This window comes from Paenibacillus sp. FSL H8-0168, from assembly GCF_038592955.1.
Classification (GTDB): domain Bacteria; phylum Bacillota; class Bacilli; order Paenibacillales; family Paenibacillaceae; genus Paenibacillus; species Paenibacillus polymyxa_B.
In genome coordinates, this window is record NZ_CP151948.1 from 3,611,451 (window position 1) to 3,637,729 (window position 26,279).

At 45.9% G+C, this 26,279-nt stretch carries 22 protein-coding genes and 1 other annotated feature; of the genes, 6 read left to right on the forward strand and 16 right to left on the reverse strand.

Features of this window, described 5'->3' with window-relative positions; all coding sequences use genetic code 11:
• Positions 1–64: 64 nt before the first annotated feature.
• Positions 65–934 carry an AraC family transcriptional regulator gene (locus tag MHI21_RS16080; RefSeq protein WP_342418505.1) on the reverse strand — a complete coding sequence of 290 codons (870 nt, stop codon included), beginning with the start codon at positions 932–934 and terminating at the stop codon, positions 65–67.
• 201 nt (positions 935–1,135) lie between these two features.
• Positions 1,136–2,389 carry a tyrosine--tRNA ligase gene (gene tyrS / locus MHI21_RS16085; protein ID WP_342418506.1) on the reverse strand — a complete coding sequence of 418 codons (1,254 nt, stop codon included), beginning with the start codon at positions 2,387–2,389 and terminating at the stop codon, positions 1,136–1,138.
• Positions 2,390–2,455: 66 nt separating this feature from the next.
• Positions 2,456–2,722: a binding site (T-box leader), on the reverse strand.
• A 135-nt stretch (positions 2,723–2,857) separates the two neighbouring features.
• Here tyrS and MHI21_RS16090 point away from each other — a divergent pair.
• Positions 2,858–5,881 carry a transglycosylase domain-containing protein gene (locus MHI21_RS16090; protein ID WP_342418507.1) on the forward strand — a complete coding sequence of 1,008 codons (3,024 nt, stop codon included), beginning with the start codon at positions 2,858–2,860 and terminating at the stop codon, positions 5,879–5,881.
• 123 nt (positions 5,882–6,004) lie between these two features.
• Here MHI21_RS16090 and acsA read toward each other — a convergent pair whose 3' ends face one another.
• Complete coding sequence (acsA, locus tag MHI21_RS16095) at positions 6,005–7,720, reverse strand: acetate--CoA ligase (RefSeq protein WP_342418508.1); 1,716 nt, start codon at positions 7,718–7,720, stop codon at positions 6,005–6,007.
• A 239-nt stretch (positions 7,721–7,959) separates the two neighbouring features.
• Here acsA and MHI21_RS16100 point away from each other — a divergent pair, with 239 nt between their 5' ends.
• Complete coding sequence (locus MHI21_RS16100; protein ID WP_061828998.1) at positions 7,960–8,592, forward strand: GNAT family N-acetyltransferase; 633 nt, start codon at positions 7,960–7,962, stop codon at positions 8,590–8,592.
• A 12-nt stretch (positions 8,593–8,604) separates the two neighbouring features.
• Here the strand turns inward: MHI21_RS16100 and MHI21_RS16105 are convergent, their stop codons facing one another.
• From MHI21_RS16105 to MHI21_RS16120, 4 genes are all read right to left on the reverse strand, one after another.
• On the reverse strand, positions 8,605–9,303 hold the full coding sequence (locus tag MHI21_RS16105) for a 5'-methylthioadenosine/adenosylhomocysteine nucleosidase (protein ID WP_061828997.1): 699 nt from the start codon (positions 9,301–9,303) through the stop codon (positions 8,605–8,607).
• 114 nt (positions 9,304–9,417) lie between these two features.
• Entirely contained in the window at positions 9,418–10,425 is a 1,008-nt protein-coding gene (gene ccpA, locus MHI21_RS16110) for a catabolite control protein A (protein WP_061828996.1), read from the reverse strand.
• A gap of 107 nt (positions 10,426–10,532) precedes the next feature.
• The gene (ytxJ, locus tag MHI21_RS16115) at positions 10,533–10,874 is read right to left on the reverse strand and encodes a bacillithiol system redox-active protein YtxJ (RefSeq protein ID WP_061828995.1); all 342 of its coding nucleotides are present in this window, start codon (positions 10,872–10,874) and stop codon (positions 10,533–10,535) included.
• Between the two features lie 101 nt (positions 10,875–10,975).
• Entirely contained in the window at positions 10,976–11,422 is a 447-nt protein-coding gene (locus tag MHI21_RS16120; RefSeq protein WP_061828994.1) for a hypothetical protein, read from the reverse strand.
• 339 nt (positions 11,423–11,761) lie between these two features.
• Between MHI21_RS16120 and MHI21_RS16125 the strand changes: the two genes are divergently transcribed.
• The gene (locus MHI21_RS16125) at positions 11,762–12,298 is read left to right on the forward strand and encodes a type 1 glutamine amidotransferase domain-containing protein (protein WP_341163849.1); all 537 of its coding nucleotides are present in this window, start codon (positions 11,762–11,764) and stop codon (positions 12,296–12,298) included.
• Positions 12,299–12,547: 249 nt separating this feature from the next.
• Here MHI21_RS16125 and ptsP read toward each other — a convergent pair whose 3' ends face one another.
• The 4 genes from ptsP to aroA form a co-directional block, all read right to left on the reverse strand.
• Entirely contained in the window at positions 12,548–14,293 is a 1,746-nt protein-coding gene (gene ptsP, locus MHI21_RS16130; RefSeq protein ID WP_342418509.1) for a phosphoenolpyruvate--protein phosphotransferase, read from the reverse strand.
• On the reverse strand, positions 14,290–16,173 hold the full coding sequence (locus MHI21_RS16135) for a glucose PTS transporter subunit IIA (RefSeq protein WP_061828992.1): 1,884 nt from the start codon (positions 16,171–16,173) through the stop codon (positions 14,290–14,292). Before MHI21_RS16135 ends, ptsP begins: the two co-directional genes overlap by 4 nt.
• A gap of 304 nt (positions 16,174–16,477) precedes the next feature.
• On the reverse strand, positions 16,478–16,912 hold the full coding sequence (locus tag MHI21_RS16140; protein WP_342418510.1) for a CoA-binding protein: 435 nt from the start codon (positions 16,910–16,912) through the stop codon (positions 16,478–16,480).
• A 33-nt stretch (positions 16,913–16,945) separates the two neighbouring features.
• Positions 16,946–18,238, reverse strand: coding sequence for a 3-phosphoshikimate 1-carboxyvinyltransferase (gene aroA / locus MHI21_RS16145; RefSeq protein ID WP_250261019.1), 1,293 nt, complete (start codon positions 18,236–18,238; stop codon positions 16,946–16,948).
• 270 nt (positions 18,239–18,508) lie between these two features.
• Between aroA and MHI21_RS16150 the strand changes: the two genes are divergently transcribed.
• Positions 18,509–18,814: a rhodanese-like domain-containing protein gene (locus tag MHI21_RS16150; RefSeq protein WP_010345522.1), complete on the forward strand. Its 306-nt coding sequence runs from the start codon at positions 18,509–18,511 to the stop codon at positions 18,812–18,814.
• 246 nt (positions 18,815–19,060) lie between these two features.
• Here the strand turns inward: MHI21_RS16150 and gndA are convergent, their stop codons facing one another.
• Both gndA and MHI21_RS16160 read right to left on the reverse strand, forming a co-directional pair.
• The gene (gene gndA / locus MHI21_RS16155) at positions 19,061–20,467 is read right to left on the reverse strand and encodes an NADP-dependent phosphogluconate dehydrogenase (RefSeq protein ID WP_013310934.1); all 1,407 of its coding nucleotides are present in this window, start codon (positions 20,465–20,467) and stop codon (positions 19,061–19,063) included.
• Between the two features lie 173 nt (positions 20,468–20,640).
• On the reverse strand, positions 20,641–21,240 hold the full coding sequence (locus MHI21_RS16160) for a hypothetical protein (RefSeq protein WP_165177417.1): 600 nt from the start codon (positions 21,238–21,240) through the stop codon (positions 20,641–20,643).
• A gap of 279 nt (positions 21,241–21,519) precedes the next feature.
• Between MHI21_RS16160 and MHI21_RS16165 the strand changes: the two genes are divergently transcribed.
• Entirely contained in the window at positions 21,520–22,152 is a 633-nt protein-coding gene (locus MHI21_RS16165) for a DUF1054 domain-containing protein (protein WP_025724011.1), read from the forward strand.
• A gap of 25 nt (positions 22,153–22,177) precedes the next feature.
• On the opposite strand, the gene MHI21_RS16170 is transcribed toward MHI21_RS16165, so the two are convergent.
• Complete coding sequence (locus MHI21_RS16170) at positions 22,178–23,461, reverse strand: MFS transporter (RefSeq protein WP_342418511.1); 1,284 nt, start codon at positions 23,459–23,461, stop codon at positions 22,178–22,180.
• Positions 23,462–23,648: 187 nt separating this feature from the next.
• Between MHI21_RS16170 and MHI21_RS16175 the strand changes: the two genes are divergently transcribed.
• The gene (locus MHI21_RS16175; protein WP_342418512.1) at positions 23,649–25,124 is read left to right on the forward strand and encodes an aminotransferase class I/II-fold pyridoxal phosphate-dependent enzyme; all 1,476 of its coding nucleotides are present in this window, start codon (positions 23,649–23,651) and stop codon (positions 25,122–25,124) included.
• Between the two features lie 107 nt (positions 25,125–25,231).
• On the opposite strand, the gene MHI21_RS16180 is transcribed toward MHI21_RS16175, so the two are convergent.
• Both MHI21_RS16180 and MHI21_RS16185 read right to left on the reverse strand, forming a co-directional pair.
• Positions 25,232–25,537: a DUF1292 domain-containing protein gene (locus MHI21_RS16180; protein ID WP_061828984.1), complete on the reverse strand. Its 306-nt coding sequence runs from the start codon at positions 25,535–25,537 to the stop codon at positions 25,232–25,234.
• A 79-nt stretch (positions 25,538–25,616) separates the two neighbouring features.
• Complete coding sequence (locus tag MHI21_RS16185) at positions 25,617–26,174, reverse strand: hypothetical protein (RefSeq protein WP_013310940.1); 558 nt, start codon at positions 26,172–26,174, stop codon at positions 25,617–25,619.
• Between the last annotated feature and the right edge of the window lie 105 nt (positions 26,175–26,279).

Consider the following 26,279-nt stretch of genomic DNA (forward strand, 5'->3'; position numbering starts at 1 on the left):
CAAAAAGCACCCGAATTTATTCGGGTGCTTTTTTATATTCTCTGTGCATCGAGCCTGAGGGTTTTTATTCAATGGGGATGTATACCTTCATACTCAAATGATCTGGATAGGAGGAATTCATCACGTCCGTAATTTCAAAATCAGGCCCCTCCCTCCGTTCAAAATTAGAATTAGGAAGCCATGTGCCATAGATAAAGTCTCGTATATTCTGAACCCGTCCATCTGAACCCGAAGCGTCAAACTCAGCATACTTCCCTGCTGGAATCTCCATATATATGAAACCCTCTGCCAGTTCTTTTGACTCTTTTTCAACTGCCTCGCCCACCACAAATGAAAATGCACCGTTGTCTTCAAATTGACAGGCAACCCCATATGACATTCCCGGTGCAATTTTGTTCGGGATACACATAAAATATTCATTTGCTCCAAAGTGTCCATAAAATCCTGGGATTTCTTTATAGTGCTGCTCATTATTCAGATTTGTTTTATATTCATATCCTACAATTTTGACCGTTTCGAGCTGCAATATCACCGGCTTATTCACATCCAAATCCCCCATCGTATTTTTTTGGTAATCCAGAAAATTGATTTTACTTTGCCCAGGAAGCTCAATATCACCGTTACGATACTTCCCAGGGGTGATCCCAAAATTCTTTTCAAAAGCGCGGGTAAAAGCCTCTTGTGAGTTGTACTGATACTCAATAGCAACGTCCAACACTTTTTGATTGGATTGTTTTAGCTGTTCAGCCGCCTCGGACAATCTTCTCCTTCTTATATATTGTTGAACCGTAAAACCCGAAATGGCCTGAAAAACCCGCTGGAAATGAAAAGCTGAAAAGCATGCCTGTGAAGCAATATCGGCAATTTTTAGATCCTCCCGGAGATTCAATTCAATAAACTCAATCGCACACTGAATTCGTTTAAAGTAGTCCATATAATCCTTCCCCGCACTTGTAATTGTTTTGGTTATCGATCCTACACCGAAATTGTGCAACCCACGTTTTCATTATGTATAACTCTTTACCTACATGTTTGATTATTTGTGCTAAGTTTACCATGACTTTTCACTTTGCAGAAATAAAAAAGCAGCGCTGAGATCGATACAATCTCAGCGCTGCTTTTGAATATATTTTCATTATCCAAGCTTGATTTTAGCAAATTTCCGTTTACCTACCTGCACAATGTCGCCTTCCTTCGGCGTGTATGCTTCGTTCACATCCGTCCATTTCTCTTCGTTAATTTTGACCGAACCCTGCTGAATACTGCGCTTGGCTTCACCGTTAGATGCTGCAAAGCCCAGATGAGTCAGCAACTGGATCACACGAATGCCACCTTCTTCTAACTGATCAGCCGTCAAGGTGAACTCTTCAATATCGTCAGGCAGCGCACGTTGCTGGAATACGGTCACAAAATGCTGCTTCGCTGCTTCCTCTGCTTCTTCACCATGGTACATGCGCACTAACGTTCCAGCCAGCTTCATTTTGGCATCACGTGGATGCACTGAGCCGTCCTTAACACCTTTCGCCAGCTCTGACAGCTCCTCGTTGTTGATATCCGTTGCAAGCTCAAAATATTTCAGCATCAGCTCGTCAGGAACGGACATGGACTTCCCGTATATTTCGTTCGGCTCCTCATCAACACCAATGTAGTTCCCCAAACTTTTGCTCATCTTCTGGACGCCATCCAGCCCTTCAAGCAATGGTAATGTAATCGTAGCCTGCGGCTCAACTCCGTATTCTTTTTGCAGGGTTCTGCCCATTAGCAGATTAAACTTCTGATCCGTCCCCCCCAATTCAATATCGCTTTGGAGAGCCACGGAATCCATGCCCTGCATCAGCGGGTAAAAGAACTCATGGATGCTGATCGGCAATCCGTTTTGGTACCTCTTTGTAAAATCATCCCGTTCCAACATACGGGCAACCGTTACTTTGGCCGACAGGGTTACTACATCAGCAAAAGACATTGGCCCTAACCATTCGGAATTGTAGAATACCTTTGTTTTTTCAGGATCGAGAATTTTAAAAATTTGTTCCTTGTACGTTTGAGCATTACGCTGTACATCTTCCTCAGTCAGTTGCTTACGAGTCTCCGATTTACCTGTCGGATCACCAATTCTGCCTGTAAAATCTCCGATAATCAGTTGCACTTGATGGCCTAATTCCTGGAACTGGCGCAGTTTGTGCATAACAACCGTATGTCCGATGTGAATGTCAGGCGCAGATGGATCAAGACCCAGCTTAATTTTGAGTGGCTCGCCGCTAACGACTGATTTGATAACCTTACGCTTCAGCTCATCCTCCGGTACAATTTCCGCCACACCCCGCTGTATCACCTCTAACTGTCGCTCGACCTCTACCTGTTGCTCCGGCTTCAATTCTTCCCACTTCATGCTGTATACCTCCCATTTTTCATCCAAAATATTACATATTAGACAAACCAAAAAGCCCCTTTCATCCCAAGGGACGAGAAGGAGCTGCTCGCGTTACCACCCTAATTAAAGAAACGCATGTCAAAGACAGACATTTCTTTCACTTCATTCCTATAACGGGCCTACACCCGGTACTGGATTACTATGGCAGCTTCGCAAATCTGCAAATGCTTTCCATTCATCCAGACAGCTCCAGACGGTAATTCAAAGGAGGGACGCTACCGATTCACACCACCCATCGGCTCTCTGTACAACGTGAATCCGCCTTCTACTGAAGTCTTTCTCTGCTTTTCACGATATTTACTTTGACCTATTTATAACACACTGCTTTTATGTAGTCAACGACACCAAAAGACAGGCTTTTTAGCATATGGGTTCATTTTGTAATTTTATGCTATAATAATGGCTGTTATAAAGGAGGAAGACTTAATGGTTGAAGAAAAAAACAATGTATCAGCGCCAAAGCCTTCCCGCTTGAGGACAACCATGCGAAGGCTCGGCCGTGTCATAAAGTGGGTCATCATCATCGGTTTTATGGGGGCACTATTTGCAGGGGGGGCCGCCGCTGGCTATGTTGCTTCTATTGTAAAAAGCGAACCCGTGCGTTCCAGATCCATGATCCTACAGGAAGTAGATAAGAATGCAATCACAGGCTTCGCTTATTTCAATGATGGCTCTCCCATCGGACAACTTCGGACAGAAGAAGATCGAAGACCTGTCACGTTTAAGGAGATTCCACAACTCGTCATTGACGCAGTCATTGCCATTGAAGATAATCATTTTTACGAGCATAAAGGTGTCGATCTGTCGGGAACGCTGCGTGCTGTGAAGCAAAAGGCGCTGCATGAATCCGTACAAACCGGGGGTAGTACCCTCACCCAGCAGCTTGCGCGTCGTGTCTTTCTAAATCTCGATCGCACGGATGACCGCAAGGTCAAAGAAATTTTGCTGTCTCTGCGCCTTGAGCGCTTCCTAAGCAAGCAACAAATTATTACGGCCTATCTCAATAAAGTACCTTTTGGTAATGGTTCAAGCGGTTACAACGTCTTTGGCATTAAAGCAGCGGCCAAAGGTATCTTTAATGAGAATGATCTGAACGAGCTTAATATAGCCCAGGCTGCCTATCTAGCAGGTTTGCCACAGCTTCCTTCTTCTTATTCTGCTTTCAACGGTAAGGGTGAGTTTAATGAAGCTGGCTTTAAAAGAGCCATCAACCGCCAGCACCTGGTACTCAGTCGAATGCTGGAGGAGAACAAAATCAATAAAGCACAGTATGATGAAGCGATGGCTTTTGATATTAAAAAATCTCTCGCACCACGCACTGTTAAAGCTTATAACACCTATCCATACCTTATGATGGAAACAGAACGACAAGCTGCGCAGGCACTCATGTCTGTCACCAATCCGGGTCAAGCAGCTAATGCCAGTGCAGATACCAAGACCAAGGATGATAACGATTTACTCAAAGAAGCCGAACAGCAGCTTCGCACAGGCGGTTATATGGTGTACACCACCATTGATAAGAGCGTATACAAATCTATGCGTCAAATTGCAGAAAATAAAGACAACTTCTCTGCCACTAGTAAAACCAAGGGTGACGAACAAGCAGCGGCAATTCTGATTCAGCATAAAACAGGCGCCATTCTTGGAATGATGGAAGGTCGGGACTTCCAAAAGGAGCAGATGAATTATGCCACCCAGATGGTACGTCAGCCGGGTTCGGCAATGAAACCGATTGCTGCCTATCTCCCTGCATTGGACAGCGGTCTTGTGCAGCCTGGTAGTATCGTGGATGATGCCCCTATTATTTTGAAAGATGGCAGTAATGGATATCACATTCCGAAAAATTCTAACAACCGCTATCAAGGATTGGTCACGGCGCGTTATGCACTGAATCAATCGCTAAATACGATAGCACTCAAGCTGTTTAACGAAAAAGTAGGGATTAGCAATGCTTGGGCTTTTGCTAAAAAACTGGGTATCACCACCTTGGAATCTAGTGATAACAACGCCCAAACGGGTGTACTTGGCGGCTTAGCCCACGGGGTGACCGTCGAGGAACTCACGAATGCATATGGAGCCATTCCAAATGGCGGTGTGTTTAATGATGCCTATATGATCGAAAAGATTGTGGATTCGCAAGGCAATATTGTATATAAGCATCAGCCTAATCCTGTGCAGGCCTTCTCACCGCAAACCGCCTACCTGATGACAGATATGTTGCGTACAGCCGTGTCGGAAGGCACAGGCAGACTGGTGAGGCGGAACTTTGATCAATCCGGTAAGATTCCGATTGCCGGCAAGACAGGCACTACGCAATCCTACACTGATGTTTGGTTCGAGGGCTTTACGCCTGACGTCACACTGGGTGTATGGGTTGGTTACAAGCAACCTGTCAATAAGCTTGAAACGAAAGTCCAAAAAGAGCGGGCTCGCCGCTTATGGGCTCTGATCATGAATGAAGTAACAGCTAAAGATGCTCAGCTGTTCCAAACGGACAGCTTCAAGAGACCTGACGGCATTGTAAGCCGTACAGCATCCGCGTATGGTTCGGACATTTATAACAGTAAGTATCCACCTAAAAACAGTGAAAATGGTGTGAGCCGTGCGAAATATATTACCTACCAAGGTGTGAATTATATTCCACGCGATGGTACACCGGATGATATGTTATATGAACGGACCGTTAGGAAACGGGAAAAGTCAATCTCAGAATTGATTAAAGAGCTTCAGCAAGCCTTTAAGGTGATGAGACGACATAACTCGTTGTCCTATTATCTGCCTCAGGATGCAGATAAGGAAGCTCCTACTCAGATTGATCCACGCAAGGACGATGGAGCAGCCCCTAACGCTCCATCTAGCGTCAACGTAAGCTATAGTGACGGTAAAGCCATAATCAGCTTTAGCCCAAGCGGAAACAGCGACGTCGTAGGATACCGTCTGTATCGTTCTACAGATGGGGGTAGCTTCCAACGGCTTGGCAAGGTCGTTATGGCTGACGGCTCCAAGGTGTTTTCTGACAGCCCTGGAGGCAGCAGCTCCAGCTACTACGTGACTGCCGTTGATGTGGGCGGTCATGAGTCCGGGCCAAGCACGAAAGCAAGCGCAGCACCTGTGGTGCCACCTGCAGATTCTGAGTCTCCAAACGTTCCGGGCGAGGGAGATGGAACAGGTGCGCAGCCTACAGAGGTTCCTACTGCCCCTGGACAGCCTCAAGCTAAAGCCGCTGGCTCATCCGTAGCGCTCCAATGGAGCGCAGGTAAGTCTGCGGACGCTATTACAGGCTATAACGTGTATTACAGCGAAAACGGTGCGGAGCCTTTTACAAACATAGGCTCTACCGCATCTACCAGCTTTGAATATAAGTCGGGGAAAAAGCCAAAAGGCTGGTTTCGTGTCACTTCCATGAATGCCATGGGGGAATCGGCTCCTTCCGGAGCCGTCCGTCCATAACTGAAGACAAAAGCAGAAAGTGATAGGTTGGGTGAAGATGAGATTCGCCCTAACAAAAAGGGAGTTCCCTTAGCCATTAAGGCTTTGGAGACTCCCTTTTTTAATTCTAATATGCAGAGCACTTCAATCCTCTATGGTGGATAAGTCACCTGCAGGAAGGTTAAGCTCCCAGGCTTTCAACACGCGTCTCATAATTTTACCGGAACGGGTTTTGGGTAACCTTTCCTTAAACTCAATTTCGCGTGGAGCAGCATGAGCAGACAGCCCTTCCTTAACGAAGCGATAGATGTCCTGCTTTAAAGCTTCAGACGGTGCATAGCCTTCACGCAGTGCAACAAAAGCTTTGATAATCTCTCCCCGCACGGTATCTGGTTTTCCAATAACTCCGGCTTCCGCTACAGCAGGATGCTCCAGAAGCTTGCTCTCCACCTCAAAAGGGCCGATTCGTTCCCCGGAGGAGTTAATGACATCATCAATCCTACCCTGAAACCAGAAATATCCGTCCTCATCCATGTAAGCTGAATCACCCGATACATACCAACCGGGAAAGCGGAAATATTCCTGAAACTTGTTCGGATTGTTCCATATACGATTCATCATGGATGGCCATGGTGTACGGATCGCCAAGTGGCCCATCCGGTTAGGAGGCAACACCTGCCCTCTGTCGTCCAAAATAGCAGCCTGGATACCTGGGAGTGGCTTTCCCATCGAACCCGGCTTAATCGGCAGCTCAGGGTAATTACAGATCAACTGTGCTCCTGTTTCTGTCATCCACCAAGTATCATGAATGCGTTGTGTATACACTTGCCATCCCCATCGCACCACTTCTGGATTCAGCGGTTCCCCAACGGATAAAACATGCCGCAGACTGCTAAGATCATATTTGGAAACAACCTGCTCCCCTGCGCTCATCAGCATCCGAAACGCTGTAGGAGCACTATACCATATGGTCACTTCGTGACGCTCAATCGTGCGGTACCAGTCTTCCGGGCTGAAACGCCCCCCACGAATGACATTCGTCGCTCCATTTAGCCATGGAGCAAAAATACCGTATGATGTTCCCGTGACCCAGCCAGGATCAGCAGTACACCAATACACATCATCTTCTCGCAAATCCAGCACCATTTTCCCAGTATAGTAATGCTGAATCATTGCATTTTGCACATGATACACGCCTTTGGGCTTGCCTGTTGAGCCTGATGTATAGTGAATAATTAATCCATCTTCACGATTCAACCATTCTGGCTCAAGTTCCTCTGAGGATGTGAGCATTTCTGTCTCAAAATCGATAATTCCCTGCTCGCGTTCATCCATATCACCAACCACAAAAATATGTCGCAGCTCAGGAAGCTCCTCACGTTTTACCCGTGACAGAAGCGCAGGTGTGGTCACTAATGCTACTGCCCCACTATCCTCCAATCGATCCTTAACCGCAGTTTCCATAAACGCCTCAAACAATGGACCGACAACAGCCCCTACCTTTAGAACACCAAGTAAACTAATAACCAGCTCGGGTGAACGCGGCATGAAAATAAACACCCGCTCCCCTTTACCAATACCGTATTTGCGAAGCACATTTCCGAACCTGTTAGAGCTAGCACGAAGCTGAGAGAAGGTGTAGGTTTCATGACGGTTTGCGTCACAATACAATAGTGCCGCTTTCTCCCCTCGTCCTTCCTGTACATGTCGATCAATGGCTTCATGTGCCATATTTACCTTGCCTGTTTCATACCACGTAAAATGACGCTCTGCATCTTCCCACTGAAAGTTGTTGTAAGCTTGTTCATACGGGCCCATGTTGGATGTGGGAACTACAGTCTGGAGTTCTTCAAACTTCATACGTTCAGCCTCCTCACAATAGATTAATGAGAATCACACAGGACAAGATAACGCTTACAAAATCAATAAAGCAGATGAAGTCCTTTGGTTTACTGATTGATTTAAATTGTGAACATTTTATGTCTAAAACAGTATATCATAGGTCAGGATGTGACGACCATCCTTTTCATTTAATTGTTTTTTTGCTATAAGTAGGGGATATGAGGAACGAGCTTATGGCGAACAAGGAGGGCGTACGCATGCAGCATTTAAAACTGTACCACTTGGATACGCTGGATCATAACGGACAAACAATCTATGTAGAAGGCCCCGTATCCGCGGATCAACTGCGTTCATTTCAAATGCACAAGCAATTAGATGCCTTTCGCAAACCAAAGGAACAGTTCGATGCATTAGTGGATATTTCGGAACTGCCAGAAGGCAGAATTATCATTGCCCACAACGGGGAAACTCTCCTGGGATATGTTACTTTTCATTACCCAGATGAGATGGAGCGCTGGTCGGAAGCTGGCATGAAGGATTTACTGGAACTTGGAGCTGTTGAGGTAGCCGATGACTATCGTGGTCTGGGCCTGGGTAGCCGAATGATACGGATTGCCTTTGAGGACGGCCAGCTTGAATCCTATATTATTTTTACGACCGAATACTATTGGCATTGGGATTTAAAAGGCAGCGGTCTCTCCGTATGGGAATACCGCCGCATGATGGAACGTCTGATGAAAACTGTAGATATGGTCTGGTACGCCACGGATGATCCTGAAATATGCTCACATCCTGCTAACTGTCTGATGGTACGAATGGGAAAGGATGTGCCCCTTGCATCACAGGAGCAGTTTGACCATATCCGGTTTGTCCGAAGATTCATGTATTAAAAAATTATACCATTAGCCCAAATGCTTGAGCATGAACTCCACAATACGATGCGAACGATGTGAAGCTTCTACCGTAAATTCAGCATAATTAACGTGAGCCGATCCATCAGCCTTATCTGACATAGACCGTAGGACAACATAAGGCACAGCGTTCATATGAGCTGTCTGAGCCACAGCTGCACCTTCCATTTCGGTACAAGCACCGTCCATTTCCTGATGCAATGCAGTCACTAACTCACGACTTGCAACAAATTGATCGCCAGAAAGTACCTTGCCGACAATATAACGATCGCCAAACGATTTGCAGGCTTGCTCAGCTAGACTTACAAGCTCGGGATCAGCCACAAACTCTGAGGTGTCCTGATAAGGAATGACTCCTCTGGCATAACCCAAAGGCGTTACATCCATATCATGCTGCATACATGTTGATGAGATGACAATATCCCCAATGTTTAAATCGGGATGAACGGCCCCTGCCACTCCCGTAAATATAATCTGTTCCACACCAAAATGATCAATCAGGATTTGTGTTGTTACTGCAGCATTAACCTTGCCTACACCGGATTTGCAGACAACGACTCTTTGCCCGTGAATGATTCCTGTAGTGTACGTGATTCCAGCCTTGACCGTCTTGCTTGCTTCCGTCATCGCTGCCAGCAGCAATTCAATTTCTTCATCCATAGCACCCATTAATCCGTAAAGTCGGCTCATTACGCATCCCTCTATTCTTGGTTTGATGATGATGTCCATAAGAAGCTTTATATCCGCGAAAAAAGCTCCATCAAAGGAGCTTTCATCGAAGGTATATCCTATTCAGCACTGCGTCTAGTCTAAATAATTAACTGACAACCGCAAAATAGTTTCATGCGGCAAAATAACGCGAGGGTTCTCCACGTTTTCCTTTTTCATCAGCTTGGTCAGCAAACGCATCGCTACTGCACCCAAATCGTACATCGGTTGCGCGACGGTTGTCAGCTGAGGACGAACCATAGAGGCCATACGAATATTGTCGACACTGATTACCGAAAAATCATCAGGAACTTTCAATCCCTCATCCTGAATACTGTGGATCGCACCAATTGCCATTTCATCCGTAGCAGCAAAAATCGCACTTGGCTTCTTCTTTAGGCCGAGAAAATATTTCATTGCTTCGACACCGGATTCATAACGGTAGTTCCCGATTCGCACGAGATCCTCCTGATAATCAATTCCGGCTGTTTCCAGTGCTCTCTTGTAACCTTGGAAACGTGCATAGCCGTTTGCAGGGTCTTGAAGCGTACCACTGATCATTGCGATTTGACGGTGTCCATGGCGGATCAACGTGTTTACTGCATCATAAGCAGCGGCTTCATGGTCGATATCGACCGAAGGATAGCTTCCTTTTTCATCACTCGTTGCACATAGAACAATAGGGACCGCAGCTGTATGGAACGCCTGAATATGCTCGTCCGTTACTGTACCCCCCATGAACAGAAGACCATCCACTTGCTTTTCAAGCAATGTGTTGATGACACGAATCTCTTTTTCTTTTCTTTTGTCGGCATTACACAAAATAATATTATAGTGATACATATTCGCTATATCCTCAATACCGCGCGCAATTTCTGCAAAAATTGAGTTCGATATATCCGGTATAACCACGCCGACGGTCGTTGTCTTCTTGCTGGCCAGACCTCTAGCGACCGCATTTGGACGATATCCCAATTGTTCAATCGCTTCGTACACTTTCTTGCGGGTCTGAGGTTTCACATTAGGATTATTGTTAACTACGCGGGACACTGTGGCCATTGAGACGCCAGCTTCGCGAGCTACATCATAGATCGTTACCGTCACATTCCTTCTCTCCATTGCCAATAAATTTTCAACCGAATCCTAGATCAACTAATTAGAACCATGATACGACAAAATACTACTTTATGCAACGACAGCACACATTCTATCTATGTGAGATGATCGTGGAGTGCACGGGCTGTAATATTCGAATGGGATGTATGCCAAACAGCCTCTCCGTCCTTGATTAAAATGGCCTGCGGGGATTCATGCTTCACCTGAAGCCTGTCCGCGGTTTCATTGGACACCGGCCGATCTTCTACTACATAAATGATACCGTATTCAATATTTTCGTTGGGAGCGCCATGCAAATAGGACTCCACTTCCTGATATGCGCCTGCACTTATCGGACAACGTGTGCTATGTTTAAAGAGAAGCAACGGCTTGTCTGATGACGCTTCCAGAGCCGTATTTAATTGTTGAACAGTAGTCATTTTTGTCATCGTCGCCATTGGATATACATTCCTTTCTGTGTCTTGTCGTATGGCCTATTCTCATCGTAACAAAAAGAACATGTAAAATCCAATGGTGACCATGAAAATTTTCATATTTTTTAGTTTTTTGTATTCGTAAATACCGATTTACTGGTAAAACCGGATAATTGAACCAATTTTTTCTCTACATCATTCATCCAATCTTCGTCTCCCAGACTTCTCGCATATCGATAAAGATCCAATAAGAGATTAATTCGAAGCTCCATCCGCTCCTCCAAAGCAGATTGCCAATCCACATTGGGATTGTCCGCTTCCTCCAGTACAAGCTTGCGAATGATTTCTGCCAGTTCATTGTTGCGAGCAAAAGATATTCTCCGTGCCGTAGGTTTGCTCCCTAGACTTTGTAATAGTGCCTTAATGTCTTTCGTCACATGCTGCAAAACCTCACTGGAAAAACATGACGAGCATGAGAATACAGGGACGTGCAAAATTTCAACCTTGCCCGCATAGATTACCTTTCGCAGTTCCAGCCCCATCGGTTTGCCACATTGACATTGCTTATGCATTTAACCACCTCATTACGTAGGATCAAACTATACGAGGACCTCGTCAGAATCCAAATATATCTATCTACTAGTCTAATAAATATTTGTTAACTCCATTAAATCTATCATACCTTAGTTTTATTTCGACTTTGGGACCTCAAATCCTTCCACAGATTGCAGCTATGAACAAATTACCAAAGCTTTGGCGGGTCAGAAAATGACGACAATTGCTGTCAAAAAGCAGACTACTAACATAAGAATCTGCGAAGGAATGGACTTTGGGCGTTCTTTTTCTTAAGATGTAAAAGTACAGATTACAAAACAGAGGTGTCATCATGTGACGCACGAAAGGATGGTTGGATGTCAAGACTTGCCGGAAAAAAGGTTATCGCCCTAGTGGATGAGGAATTCGAGGATCTGGAGCTGTGGTATCCGATTTACCGTGTTCGTGAAGAAGGCGCAGAAGTGCATTTAGGCGGTGCGGAAAAGGGTAAAAAATATATTGGAAAATATGGCGTACCTGCTGAAGCGGAATATGCCTTTGAGGAACTGAATAGCAGTGATTATGACGGGATTCTCGTCCCTGGCGGTTGGGCACCTGATAAACTGCGCCGCTATCCCAAAGTAATTCAACTCGTACAGGAGTTTCATGCTGCTCATAAGCCAATTGGACAAATCTGCCATGCAGGCTGGGTACTGATCTCTGCTAAAATTTTGGATGGTGTTACGGTAACCTCCACACCAGGTATTCGTGATGATATGGAGAATGCAGGAGCTATTTGGAAGGATGAGGCAGTTGTAACGGATGGACATATTGTATCTGCTCGTCGGCCGCCTGATCTTCCACCTTACGGAAAAGCATTCTGCGATTTGTTAGCAGATAACACCCGGAAATAAGAGAATAAGTCCTGACACTCAGGGCTTGAATAACCCAATCTAATGGAATGAGGATAATTGCTAATTATGAATTTTCCATAATCACAAGAGGTTGTCAACAAGATGAAAAAAAGAACCTTCAAAACCATGAATAAAGTGGTGTTGAAGGTTCTTTTTCATCTAAACCATGCTACGCCATTAAGGTTTGCTACGACAAACCTAACAGTACGGAGTTCGGTTCCTCCTGAAGATGTATACGGACATTAGATATTACTGCCGTCCAGGCCCGGCCGGAGTGCAGCTGACATTAGCTGCGGTGAGCTTGTCTTCGATCGCTGCACCAGTGGACATGCCAAAGCAAACCTGAGCGACTGTCTTTGCCTCAGATGCAGTCGTATTCAGCACACGATGTTTGACCCGCAATAAAGATTGGGGAGACATGCTGAGTTGATGTATACCCAGTTCCAGCCAAAGAGGAACGGACCGTTCATCTCCAGCCATCTCACCACATACACTCACATCAATTCCTGCTTGATGTGCCGCTTGTGCAGTCATGCGCAACATTCGAAGTACAGCTGGATGGTATGGATGGTACATATGTGCAATCTGCTCATTCATACGATCTACAGCCAGCACATACTGAACCAGATCATTCGTTCCGATACTAAAAAAATCTGTTTCAGCTGCCAATAGATCAGCGATCATCGCTGCTGCCGGTACCTCAATCATGATTCCACGCTGAATGTTCGGATTATAGGCAAGCCCTCTTGCATCCAAATCCGCCATAGCCTCCTTCAAAAGAGCATCTGCCTGGCGGACCTCCTCCACGGATGAGATCATCGGATACATTACCTTGATATTTCCCGTTGCACTGGCTCGCAAAATTGCAGTCAACTGGGTTTTAAATAATTCCTTCCAATCCAGACTGATCCGTATAGCACGGTAACCTAGAAAAGGATTTTCTTCCTCTGGTAGTTGAAGATAATCCAACGGCTTATCTCCACCGATATCCAATGTACGGATGACTACAGAGTGGTTTCCTGCCTTTTCCGCTATCAGCCGATATACTTCATACTGCTCCTCTTCATCTGGAGCAGATTTGCGATCCATGTATAAAAACTCCGTGCGGAACAGTCCCACACCTTGAGCGCCATGCTTCAAAGCTGCCTCCAGCTCTTTAATCGAACTAATATTGGCCGCCAGCCTCAGGGTGGTTCCATCCTTGGTCACGGCATCTACAGAAGCAAGTACCTGAAGCTGCTCTTTTCTGCGTCGCTGCTCGTCACGCAAAATTTTATAATGATCAGTTACCGTTTTTTCCGGATTCACATAAACTTTGCCCAGGTCTCCGTCCACAACCATCATATCTCCCGTTTGAACGGGCAAATTCAGATTGCTCTCCAGTCCTGAAACGAGTGGAATACCAAGTGCGCGGGCCATGATCGCAGAATGTGATGTTTTACCACCATTCATAGTTACAATCCCTAAAACATAGCTAGGATTCAAGTGTGCCGATTGGGAGGGTGAGAGCTCCTTGGCTACCAGAATATAGGGCTGTGTATCCTTGGGAAGAGTCACTTCCGGTGCACCCAGCAAATGCTTGAGCAGCCGGTTTCCCACATCTTTGATATCGATTGCCCGCTCCTTCATATATTCATCATCCAGTAAATCAAACATTGTTACAAAATGATCAATGGCTTCCTTCACGGCCACCTCAGCCGCCTTATACTGACGCTCAATAATTCCGCGAATTTCATTCATGAATTCTGGATCTTCCAATATCGCAAGATGAGCATCAAAAATGCTGGATTCCTCCGGCCCCACCATCTCTCGAAACTCATCCTTAATAAACTGGATCTCACTTTTGGATGTGCGTATCCCTTCATACAACCGTTCAAATTCCTTTGCAAGATCTACCGCATCCATTTTTTGATCAGGTAAATCCCACTCCCAGCTCGGCAGGACAAATGCCTTCCCGATTGCCACACCTGCTGCGGCGCCGATGCCTTCTATCATGTTTCTACCCCTCCAACATTCCTGTCATGCAGCACAACGGACATTACCGAGGCCTGACCTTTTTTCACTGTTTTAAACGGAGCAAAGCTCCACGACTTGACGCGATCCGGATTCGTGATGACCATAGGAGTCACCAGCGATGGAGCTTGCTCTCGCAGCGCCTGCAAATCAAATTTGATCAGCAATTGCCCCGGTTCCACCGTATCGCCTGCTTCTACCATAGCAGTAAAATTCCCTTTTAGCTGTGAAGTATCAATCCCGATGTGAAGTAGAACTTCAAGTCCCTCTCGTGTGGAGATGCCTAAAGCGTGCATAGTCGGATACAAGTGCATCACAGTACCATACACCGGAGAAACAAGTTCACCGCGTTCAGGAACAAAAGCAACACCGTCCCCAACCAGCTTCGTCGCAAAAATTTTGTCAGGCACTTCATGAATCGGTAGCATTTTTCCATGTACAGGAGCGTTGAACAAAATTTGAGGGAGATCACGCTCCATCAGCTTCGCGATTTCCTCACGAATCAGTTCTGAATACGTTCCGAATACAACCTGCAAATTACCCCCACCCAGATTGATAAGCCCGGCCGATCCCAAAGCCTTCATCGCTCCGGTATCAATCAGCCTGTCATTGTGGACGGTCAGCCGCAAACGTGTGATGCAGGCCTCTACCTGCACAATATTTTCCTTCCCGCCAAGTGCTTCCAAAATAAGCGGAGCACTATAAGGAATATTGCCGGCCCAATCCTCCAGAACCGAACCTTCCTCGCGCCCAGGAGTTGGAATACGGAACCGCCGGATAGCCCATCGAAACAGTACATAATACACAAGCCCGTACGCCACCCCCACTGGAATTAACAACCAGGCGTTATGTGAGAGATGAAAATTAAGGACATAATCTATAAAACCCGCCGAATAGGAAAATCCGTGATGAATATCCAGCTCAAAGGTAAGCCACATGGCCAGCCCAGACATAACTGCATGAACGAGGAATAAATAAGGAGCAGCAAACAAAAATGCAAACTCAATCTGTTCCGACACTCCAGTAAAAAAGCAAACAAGCGCAGCTGTCAAAAATGTTTTTTGCACCTTTGGCTTCAAATCTTCACGCGCTTCCTGAATGATCGCTAGCGCAATGGCAGGGATGGCAAACATCATAATGGGGAACAACCCGGACATGAAATAGCCCGCTGTCGGATCGCCAGCAAAAAACCGGGGTAAATCGCCCTGCACAACGTTGCCAGACGGCGTTTTATATGTACCCAGTTGAAACCAAAAAATATTATTAAGCAGATGGTGCAGACCAAAGGCCGCCAGCAACCGGTATAGAATACCGTAGATAAACAGTCCAAAGCCGCCCAAGCTTGATTCCAGACCTACTATAAATTGCAGCCCTCTCTGTATGAGTGGGGCAATAATTAGCATGAGTCCTGCAAACACAGCCGAGAAGAGGCCAATAAGCAGCAGAACAAATCGGGTACCTCCAAAAAATTGAAACACCTCGGGCAATTTGATGCTTTTGAAGCGATTATAGGCCACCCCTGAAATGACCCCCAAAATGATACCAATGAGCGTCGCCGGTTGAATGAGTCCGTTTCCAAATCTCAATGTGACCTGATCGTATATAGCCATACCAGCCAATGCTGCCAGTCCCGCCTGACCTGCCTGATTCGACATACCCAGGGCAACACCAACCGCAAATAAATATGGCAAAAAATAAAAAATCCCGTGTCCAGCCGCATTTGCCATATCAGACACCATAGGGAATCCCCATGTGGACCAAGGAAGGCTGCCGAGACTTAGCAATATTGCAGCGGCTGGTAGCACCATCGTCGGGAGCATGACAGCACGACCGAGCTGTTGTAAGGATCCGAGCCAATTCATGGCATTCCTCTCCTTTCTATCCCTGATGGTAAGCCGAATAAATACTTTTGTCAAAGCAATGATTCCATCTGCCAAAATATTTATTTACGCTACTACAGGTCAAAAAATTTATCATCACAACAGATAACACTATGAATCCGTTTAGAGCAATTTCATCATCAAGACATACATACATTATATGGATTCCTGAAAGTATAATATACTGTACCATATTCCTCGTTTCGCACCAAAAACCTTCAACCCTGTGAAGCAAGGGAAGAAGGTTTTTATTCATCTGCGTATAGCACAGATCACTGATCCATGTTTATCCTTTACGTACAGCTTGGGTCACTGAGTCCTCCACCTTAATGCAACGATCCATAATAACCGTCATTCCATGCTCCTGCGCAATGTCAGCGGCTTCCTGGCTTATAATTCCCTGTTGAAGCCACAAAATCTTAGCTCCAATAGCAGCTGCTTCACGCGCAACCTCTGCACAGTATTCACTGCGGCGGAATACATTGACCAGCTCCACAGGCTCAGGTACTTCAGCAAGACTGGCATAACAAGTCTCCCCAAGAATCGTTTGCCCTGCCGCCGCAGGGTTAACTGGAATAATCCGGTATCTCCGCTTCTGCATGGCATAAGAAACCATGTATGAGGTACGGTCCGATTTATCAGACAAACCAACAACCGCAATATTGCCTACTTGTTCCAAAATGCTTTTAATCTCTTCTCTCGACGGATTTTCAAAAGCCATTCTGTTCCCTCCTATTCGCATCTTCGTTTGTTTTTATTTTACCCATTCTACAGAAGCACCAAGCGTCGTTAAATGGTCAAAGTACTGCGGATACGATTTGGCGACATGATGTGCATCCTTAATCACTAACGGCTTCTGTGCGCGCAAACCAACAATCGTCAAGGCCATAATAACACGGTGATCAAAGTGCGCGTTAATTTCCACGCCACCTTCGACACCCTCCGGTCTGCCATGTACGATAATTTCCGTTTGACGTTCTTCTACCCGAGCTCCAGCCTTGGTCAGCTCATTCAAATAATCGGTAATGCGGTCACATTCCTTATACCGTAAATTCTCCACGTTATAAAAACGGGACGTGCCTTCAGCAAATACAGCCGCAGCCACCATTGCAAGCACAGCGTCTGTTGCAGCATCACCGTCAAACTCAACAGCTTTCAATCGGCCATTGCCCTTAACAACGACGGTATCGTTCTCATGTGTCAGTGGCACTTCCATCATACGCAGCACATCTACAATAGCGCGTTCTCCCTGTTTGCTCTGCTCTTTAAGACGATGGATGGTAACATCGGAATTCGTTACTGCAGCAGCCGCCAGCACCGCTGCACTCCCTGGATAGTCTCCCTGTACAGTATACGTACGTGGCTGGTAGGATTGCCGCCCCGGGACACGGAAAGACATGTAATCATCGCTTGCATGAATGATAATACCAGCCTCTTGCAATACCTCCAGAGTCTGCCCAATGACCACCTTAGATTTCAAATCATGCAGCACTTCGATTTCACTGTCTTCCTCCAGTAAAGGCGTAAGGAATAGCAGGGCGCTCAAATATTGTGAGCTAACCGAGCCGGACACCTGAATTTTACCGCCCTTCGCCTGACCACCCTGAATACGAATTGGCAACTTACCTTCACGATGATCTACTTTCACGCCCAGTTGCCCCAGTGCATCGATTAAATCATCATGTGGTCTCTTGCCCAATGAGTCGGGATATGTATTAACAAATGTAACATCCGGACATAGAGATGCAATACCCATCAAAAAACGGAGCACCGCTCCTGCGTTTCCCACATTCAATTCCTTCACAGCTTGAGGATGGCTACCAAAACCTGTAATCACTATTTTTTCATCATCCTCTTCCAGTACTGCACCCAGATCGGCGATACAACGACGCATAGCATCACTGTCTTCACTATGGGCTGGATAATAAATGGTACTTTGTCCTTCAGCAAGTGCCGCAGTGAGCAGATAACGAGTAGTGTAGTTTTTGGAGGACAGGGCCCCAATCTCTCCTTGCAAGGAAGGGGTAGGTCTAACGATAACATCCATAATGTACATGCTCCTTTTCGGTTCAAACCATCCTATTTTACGTTAATTATACAAGTTGTAGCATTCATTTCTCCACCCAAAAAATAAGAAATATTAATCTAAGTCCCCCAAGTTGAATTCCGTCGGTTAATTAATCTTTATCTGCCTTTAGGATTAAGCCGATTGACAGCCTAGAGATAGCTTAGCTATCATACATAGAGTGTGTGTGACATTTTGCACACGTCAAAAACATACGTAGCACCCAATATATATCAGAAAAGAGGTCCGGCCATGACGCAAATCGCCCTGATTGAACCTTCTGAGTTGCGCGCACGTCTGCAAGCAGGAGAGCAATTGCAATTAATCGACGTCCGCGAAGCGGAAGAAGTAGCGGAAGGCATGATTGAAGGTGCCAAGCACATTCCGCTCGGACAGCTTCCGGGTCGTCTTGAAGAAATTGAACGCACCGGTGAAATTATCTTTATTTGCCGGAGCGGTTATCGCAGTGAACGAGCCTGCGAATATCTACAGCAGCTAGGTTATGAAGGCTGTACTAACATGACCGGCGGCATGCTGCAATGGTCACAGGAGCAATAGAAAACCTACTTAACAAAAGAGACGGGAACTTCCCGTCTCTTTTGTTTTAACTCAAAGCTTAGACGCGGTAATGCATTAAAATATTCTGTCCCTATCATACCATAGCCTCAAAAGATTACACAATCCTCTACTACCCTAGAATGATATCCATAATTAAAAATTAAAAAACGGAAGCTTCTTCTACCCATAGGGCAAAAAAGCTTCCGTTGTATTACATAATGCTATTCATGCATATCCGTCCGTTCATTAGAACCATTGATGATGGAATACGCCTTCTTTGTCCACACGTTTGAACGTATGGGCACCGAAGTAGTCACGTTGTGCTTGCAGCAGATTTGCTGGCAAACGCTCAGTGCGGTAGCTGTCATAGTATGCAAGCGCGCTGGAGAAGCCAGGCACTGGAATACCTTGGGATACAGCCACGGAAATCACTTGACGCCATGCATCTTGATACGTTTCAACTACATTTTTGAAGTAAGAATCCAGCAACAGGTTTTTCAAGGCAGGATCGCGGTCATATGCATCCTTGATGTTTTGCAGGAATTGCGAGCGGATAATGCAACCGCCGCGGAAGATCATAGCGATTTTTCCGTATTTCAAATCCCAATCATATTCATCGGAAGCTGCACGCATTTGAGCGAAACCTTGAGCATAGGACACGATTTTACTTGCAAACAGTGCTTTACGTACACTTTCGATAAATTCTTTTTTGTCGCCGCTGAAGGACTCAGCATTAGGACCGCTCAGCACTTTACTTGCCGCAATGCGCTCGTCTTTCATAGCAGACAAGAAGCGGGAGAATACGGATTCGGTAATCATGGACAATGGCACACCCAGATCCAGCGCGCTTTGGCTTGTCCATTTACCTGTACCTTTTTGACCAGCAGCATCCAAGATAACGTCTACCATTGGCTTGCCTGTTTCAGCATCGTACTGGGAAAAAATGTCAGCTGTAATTTCAATCAGGTAGCTGTCCAGTTCCCCTTTATTCCATTCCGTGAAGATTTCATGAAGCTCTTCCGCATTCACATTCAGGACTGATTTCAACAAGTGATACGCTTCACCGATCAATTGCATGTCGCCGTACTCGATACCGTTATGCACCATTTTTACATAGTGACCAGCACCGTCAGGACCGATATATGTACAGCAAGGGTCGCCTTCCACTTTAGCAGAGATTGCCGTTAGAATCGGCTCTACCAGTTTATAGGCACTTTCCTGTCCACCCGGCATGATAGCAGGACCATTCAAGGCACCTTCTTCACCACCGGATACGCCTGTACCAATAAAGCGAAGTCCTTTTTCCTCCAGCTCCTTGCTACGGCGCTGTGTATCAGGGAAGTAGGCATTGCCTCCGTCTATAATAATGTCGCCCTTGTCCAGATGAGGCACAAGCTGTTCAATCGTGGCATCTGTTGCTTTACCAGCTTGAACCATGATCAGGATTTTACGGGGGGATTCCAATGAGTTCACAAATTCTTCAATAGAGAAAGTACCCGTCAGTTTTTTACCTTCTGCTTCTTTGATAAGATCGTGCGTTTTTTCTGGAGAGCGGTTAAAAACCGAGACGGTGAAGCCTCTGCTCTCAATGTTAAGGGCTAAATTCTTACCCATTACCGCCAGGCCGATCACACCAATTTGCTGTTTTGCCATCTGGTTCCTCATCCTTTGCAACATATTTTGTCTTCTATATCGCCGCTTTACCGCATTACACTTTATGTGAATCGGAACACGTGCACTTCTATTTTAACGTTTTTGATGTAAGAAGTGAACCCCTGTCTATTCACAGATCAAAACACCCCATTTACATGAGGTGTTCAGATGTACTACGCTTCCATCATCAGCAGTTGGTGGGATAGCGTTTGCAGGCGTTCATGGCAATTCCCGATTTTAGCCTTATCTCCGTCTGTCATCGCTATGAACAGCTTCTCCAATTCATCGTCCACTTCCATTTTAAGCAGCAGCAGTCGGGTTTCTCCTTCATTGGAAGCGTACATATCCTCCATTTCCTGTGCGGACAGCACCGGTCCCTTCTGATAAATGACACGCTGCTTAAAGCCTGTAACCTCGACCAGACGAATGACCTCACCAAACAAAATATTTTCTACCAAAATATGATGATCCTTGACTCTTTTGACAATGGCATGACCTCGGGTGCTTCCAATCAGCTTCTCCAACCACTCAGCCAGCTTGGCATCGCGGATTACATAATCTCCAGCCAACTTGTAGTGTCCTGTGCGCAGCTGTTGAAAACGGAGCTTCACCAGCTTACGCCCGGTTCTCACCGACAAAACCAGGTACGACTCATCCTCGCTCCAGTACAGCGAATACCCTTCCGATATCAAATCCTTGATCAGATTATGGATATGCCGACGGCTAAACCGGAGCTCTAGATTGCAATATTCTACCTCACAGCCCTTGTTCACGGCATTCCCTCCTTTTTCAAGTCCGATTCAAGAAGTCCGGCTACAGCAAGCCTGCGGCTTTCCCGCTTGATCTTCCCTTGCTCTATTTTATACTTCATTTTATGTAAGGGTACTTGGTTATTTGACCTATTTTTATGAGTAACAGCGAACAATCCTACTTTTGCCTTATATGCTTGTTTCAAACCTAGTCTAAAGTCGGCCAAGCCCGGCGGCATTATGCTATAATTGGACATATTACGCCACACGTTATGGCTTAACCCAGTTACAGGAGGAAAAGGAATGACATTTAGTGGATTTACTGCAAAGGACTTCGATGTTTTTGAAATACCGGGATTGGAGCCTCGTATGGAAGTGCTGATTCAGCAGGTTCGGCCCAAGCTGGAGGCAATTGGCGAGGAATTAGCCCCATTTCTGACGGACTTATGTGGAGAGCCTATGCACGTTCACGTCGCCAAGCATGCACGACGCAAAGTCAATCCACCCAAAGATACTTGGGTAGCCTGGGCGGCAAATAAGCGCGGGTACAAGGCGCTGCCGCATTTTGAGGTAGGTATGTTCGCTTCCCACCTATTCGTTATTTTTGCAATTATTTATGAAAGTCCTAACAAAGCTACATTTGCCCAGGCACTCGAAGCCAATCTGAGCGATGTGCGCTCTAACCTGCCTGATCATTTTTACTGGTCCATGGATCATATGGCTCCGGAAGGCACAGAACAACAACATATGGATAATGAAGATTTTCAAACGATCATCCATAAGCTGCAACAGGTAAAAAAAGCGGAGGTCATGTGTGGAATCCGTATTGACCGAGAAGATCCACTTGCCAGCGACGGGGCTGCATTATTACAGGCAGTGCGTTCTACCTTTGAGCATTTGCTGCCGCTGTACCGAATGTCTTTCTCGAAAGAGTAGCCCTCGCCGCTTTTCAAGGCGCTGTTCAGGCCTCCACATTCTTCCTGCGTGGATTGCGCGCCAGAGCCAGGTGGCAGCCAAACATGAGCAGCATCACGACCCCACTGATGATAAATGGAGCGGTGTGTCCGACACGGTCCCATAGCACTCCTGAAACGAGCGGGCCTATAACCATGCCGGAGCCTTGAAGTGTTAAAAAAAAGCCCCACACCGTTGCTCGCTCGCTTTCCGGAATCAATCGGGCAAGAAAGGTGTTCCATGCAGGCAAAATGAGCGCATATCCCAAACCAATAAGCGCCACGGATACAAACACCAGCGGAATAGATCGAACGATTGAGAAGAAAAACAGCGTAATTCCGGCTAGCAAAAAGCCAACATGTAGAAAATACTCCGTTCCAAGTCTGTCGACCAACTTGCCACAAGGGATCAGTGCCAGCACAGTCACCCCACCGCCTGCAATCAGAAGCACGCTGTACAGGTTTGGTGAAATCCCGAGGTCCGTCCGAGCGTACAGCGTCAGTACGGGGCTGATCAAACCGATAACAAAAGACTGCAAAAATAGCGCCGGGTAAATTAACGGATTGACGTTAAGCTTTGTTTTGAGCACACCGATCGTCTCCTGGATTCCTTTCAGAATTTGCTGTTTCTGCTTTGTGTACCCATCAGACGACACTAGAGCGCTCTGTTCGAGGTCACCTTTATCAGGAGACCTTTTCGGTCCTGGCAGCATAAGAGCAACCAACAACAATACAATACTGCATCCTATCAAAATCATGAACACCATGCCGTAAGAATGCCCATAGTGGGATATGGCAAAGTTCATAATGAGCGGACCCAATCCCGTTCCACCCATAGACGCAATTTCCAGTGTGCCCATCGCCGCGCCATTGCTGTTATTAGGCCCGGACATTTCGGTCGTTCCGGTCATAACACAAGGCCAGAGCGGAGAAGTGCCCAGACCGAGCAGCAGACACGCAACGACGAGCCACACGGGCTCTGTCAATACTCTCAGCATAATAATCGCTACAAGCGTAAACAACAGTGCGGTCGACATCGTTCCACGGTAGCCGAGCCGTTCAGCCATCCAACCCGCCGGTGCCCGAAACGCATTGTCTCCAAAATACTGAAGCGAAAAGGCCAAACCAATAATCCCGGCCGACAAACCAAGCGTTTCTCCCATATATACCGGCAGGATGGATACCAGAAGAGATCCTTTCATAAATTCGACCAGAAATACCAAAACCCACAATTTGCTAAAAAAAGGAGTCCACAGCCGCTTCGGAGCTTTTTTTCGTCCATTTTGCCTCATCTAATCCACATCCTCCACCTTCGTTTTTTGGCTGTATAGACCGGGTTCTCAGCCTACTCCACTCTTTCGCAAATAAATGCGCCTTCAATCGCTTGCATTCCTACTTCAAACTGCTATACTCAATTTTGTTCTATTATCACTTGCACAGGATTGTCGAAATCCTGCACGAAAGGTTGTGACAACACTAATGAATCAAAGCAACACCCCGCTTTTTACTGCTTTGAAAAAGCATGCTCAGAGCAACCCGGTTCAATTTCACATCCCAGGTCATAAAAAGGGAGTGGGAGCAGATTCGGAATTTCGCGAATTTATGGGGGATAATGCCTTTTCCATAGATATGATCAACATCGCTCCATTGGACGATCTGCATCAGCCATCAGGCGTCATCGAAGAAGCTCAAAAGCTTGCAGCAGAGGCCTTCGGAGCTGATTATACGTATTACAGTGTACAGGGGACAAGCGGAGCCATCATCACCATGATTATGTCCATTTGCTTGCCAGGTGATAAAATTATTGTACCCAGAAACGTACACAAATCTATAATGTCTGCCATTATCTTTGCTGGTGCAAAACCAGTATTTATTTCTCCAGTCAGTGATGAGAATCTCGGTATTCACCACGGGGTTACAACCAAGTCCGTACGCCGGGCATTGGAACGTCACCCTGACGCCAAGGGCGTCCTTGTTATCAACCCGACATATTACGGTGTGTGCGCCGATTTGAAGGAAATTGTAGATCTCGCTCACAGCTATAATGTGCCGGTCCTGGTCGATGAGGCTCATGGAGTACTGATTCATTTTCACTCTGATCTACCGATGTCCGCCATGGAGGCGGGAGCAGACATGTCAGCTACAAGCGTTCACAAGCTGGGTGGTTCCTTGACTCAAAGCTCAATTCTGAATGTAAATACGAAAAACGGATACGTTAACCCACAGCGTGTACAAACGATTTTCAGTATGCTGACAACAACGTCGACTTCGTATATTCTGCTGGCTTCGTTGGACACATCCCGACGTAATCTAGCCCTTAACGGTCATGAAATAGCACAACATGCTCTGGAATTGGCTGAATATTGTCGTTCAGAGGTCAACAAGATTGAAGGGCTATATTGCTTTGGCAGCGAAATTCTTGGCACGGAAGCTACCTATGATTATGATCCAACCAAAATTACGGTTCATATCCGCCATTTGGGCCTTACCGGATACGATGTGGAAAATTGGCTGAGAGATCACTACAATATCGAGGTTGAGCTTAGCGATATGTACAATATTCTCTGTTTGGTGACCCCCGGTGATACCAAAGAGGAAATTGAAATTTTGTTGAAAGCTCTGCGTGAGCTGGCTTCTCTGCACTATTCCACAGGTCAGGAGCATGAGCTAGTTGTAAAGATACCGGATATCCCTCAGCTCTCCCTCATTCCAAGAGACGCTTTTTATGGAGATACGGAAATCGTGCCTTTCAAGGAATCTGCAGGTCGCATTATTGCAGAATTCATCTATGTGTATCCACCTGGTATTCCAATCTTACTGCCAGGAGAAGTTATTTCGCAGGACAATATTGATTATATTGTTGATCATGTAGAAGTAGGCCTGCCTGTTAAAGGACCTGAGGACCGAACAGTACATCAGGTGAAGGTTATCGTCGAAACTGACGCTATTTCATAATATTGAACTGTCAATACATGCTTAAAAAACATGTTGATAGTCAAGAAAAAAAGCCCCCATTCGGGGGCTTTTTTTCTTAAAGAGCTATACAGCTGCTACATCCAATTCTATTCGTATTGCGCAACAAGCTCGCTATATGCAGCTTCTACACGTTTCCACTCATCTTCGTCCTCAATATTGTAAAGCACCATTTCTTCGTTTTCTTCTTCCATACGAAGAATAATGCCATCCGCTTCGGGATTGCCTCGCTCAAGCAGAAGAGCATAAATGTGATCCTCTACGTCAAAGGTCTCTACCAGCACCATTTCTACATCTTTACCATTTTCATCAGTTAGCGTAAGAACCATTTCTTCATGTTCGTGGTCATGATCGTGGTTGCAGGCTTCACCGTGTTCATGTTTGTGATCACTCATGGAAATACCTACCTTCAAATTGTTTTATTTTCCCCCGTATCGTAACATGATCAAGGGTGCAGGTCAATTTGTGGTATGCCTAATTTATCGCTGTAATGACTTTTTCGGACACCAAGGTATAGCTGCCGTCTTTGCTCTCTTTAATATAGAAACCAACCCGGTAATTCCCTGCTGTTTTGAAATCATACGTAAAGTCGTTCGTACGGAACCAGAAGTTATCCTTTTGCGCTCCTTTGATATCTTGAGACTGAATATCCTTCACGTTGCCCGAAGGGTCGGTGATCGCTACCTTCACTCCGGAGATATCTGTTTTCAAGGTATCAATTTGACTAAATACATTAAATTTCACTTTATTGCCTTTATTCACGTTACCAAACACAGTATCTCCCTTGAACAGGAACATATGCACGTTCGGCTGGTCGAAAACAACTTTTCCACCGGATGGATCAAAATTGACAAGTCCATTAAAATCACGGATGGGCACATAGGTTTTCCCATCAATGACAACTGCACCATCTTTTGACACTTCTCCATTAATAATCAACTGCACTTGGTCCTTGGCGGATTCCGCCGAAATGGCGGTCCCTCCCATTATTGAAAAGGCCATCATCAGGGCCATCACTCTTCTCCATTTCATAACTACTAATCCCTCCATCGTCATCTGTTTAAAACCTTCTGTCGTACATTTATACCTAGCTCAGCCGCACAAGTTGCGCTGTGTTTCACAAATTGTCCAAAGTTT

Bases quoted from the DNA above. Each gene is read 5' to 3' on its own strand.
- MHI21_RS16080 (WP_342418505.1), bottom strand. From the start codon at position 934: ATGGACTACTTTAAACGAATTCAGTGTGCGATTGAGTTTATTGAATTG.
- tyrS (WP_342418506.1), bottom strand. From the start codon at position 2,389: ATGAAGTGGGAAGAATTGAAGCCGGAGCAACAGGTAGAGGTCGAGCGA.
- MHI21_RS16090 (WP_342418507.1), top strand. From the start codon at position 2,858: ATGGTTGAAGAAAAAAACAATGTATCAGCGCCAAAGCCTTCCCGCTTG.
- acsA (WP_342418508.1), bottom strand. From the start codon at position 7,720: ATGAAGTTTGAAGAACTCCAGACTGTAGTTCCCACATCCAACATGGGC.
- MHI21_RS16100 (WP_061828998.1), top strand. From the start codon at position 7,960: ATGCAGCATTTAAAACTGTACCACTTGGATACGCTGGATCATAACGGA.
- MHI21_RS16105 (WP_061828997.1), bottom strand. From the start codon at position 9,303: ATGAGCCGACTTTACGGATTAATGGGTGCTATGGATGAAGAAATTGAA.
- ytxJ (WP_061828995.1), bottom strand. From the start codon at position 10,874: ATGGCGACGATGACAAAAATGACTACTGTTCAACAATTAAATACGGCT.
- MHI21_RS16120 (WP_061828994.1), bottom strand. From the start codon at position 11,422: ATGCATAAGCAATGTCAATGTGGCAAACCGATGGGGCTGGAACTGCGA.
- MHI21_RS16125 (WP_341163849.1), top strand. From the start codon at position 11,762: ATGTCAAGACTTGCCGGAAAAAAGGTTATCGCCCTAGTGGATGAGGAA.
- ptsP (WP_342418509.1), bottom strand. From the start codon at position 14,293: ATGATAGAAGGCATCGGCGCCGCAGCAGGTGTGGCAATCGGGAAGGCA.
- MHI21_RS16135 (WP_061828992.1), bottom strand. From the start codon at position 16,173: ATGAATTGGCTCGGATCCTTACAACAGCTCGGTCGTGCTGTCATGCTC.
- MHI21_RS16140 (WP_342418510.1), bottom strand. From the start codon at position 16,912: ATGGCTTTTGAAAATCCGTCGAGAGAAGAGATTAAAAGCATTTTGGAA.
- aroA (WP_250261019.1), bottom strand. From the start codon at position 18,238: ATGGATGTTATCGTTAGACCTACCCCTTCCTTGCAAGGAGAGATTGGG.
- MHI21_RS16150 (WP_010345522.1), top strand. From the start codon at position 18,509: ATGACGCAAATCGCCCTGATTGAACCTTCTGAGTTGCGCGCACGTCTG.
- gndA (WP_013310934.1), bottom strand. From the start codon at position 20,467: ATGGCAAAACAGCAAATTGGTGTGATCGGCCTGGCGGTAATGGGTAAG.
- MHI21_RS16165 (WP_025724011.1), top strand. From the start codon at position 21,520: ATGACATTTAGTGGATTTACTGCAAAGGACTTCGATGTTTTTGAAATA.
- MHI21_RS16170 (WP_342418511.1), bottom strand. From the start codon at position 23,461: ATGAGGCAAAATGGACGAAAAAAAGCTCCGAAGCGGCTGTGGACTCCT.
- MHI21_RS16175 (WP_342418512.1), top strand. From the start codon at position 23,649: ATGAATCAAAGCAACACCCCGCTTTTTACTGCTTTGAAAAAGCATGCT.
- MHI21_RS16180 (WP_061828984.1), bottom strand. From the start codon at position 25,537: ATGAGTGATCACAAACATGAACACGGTGAAGCCTGCAACCACGATCAT.
- MHI21_RS16185 (WP_013310940.1), bottom strand. From the start codon at position 26,174: ATGAAATGGAGAAGAGTGATGGCCCTGATGATGGCCTTTTCAATAATG.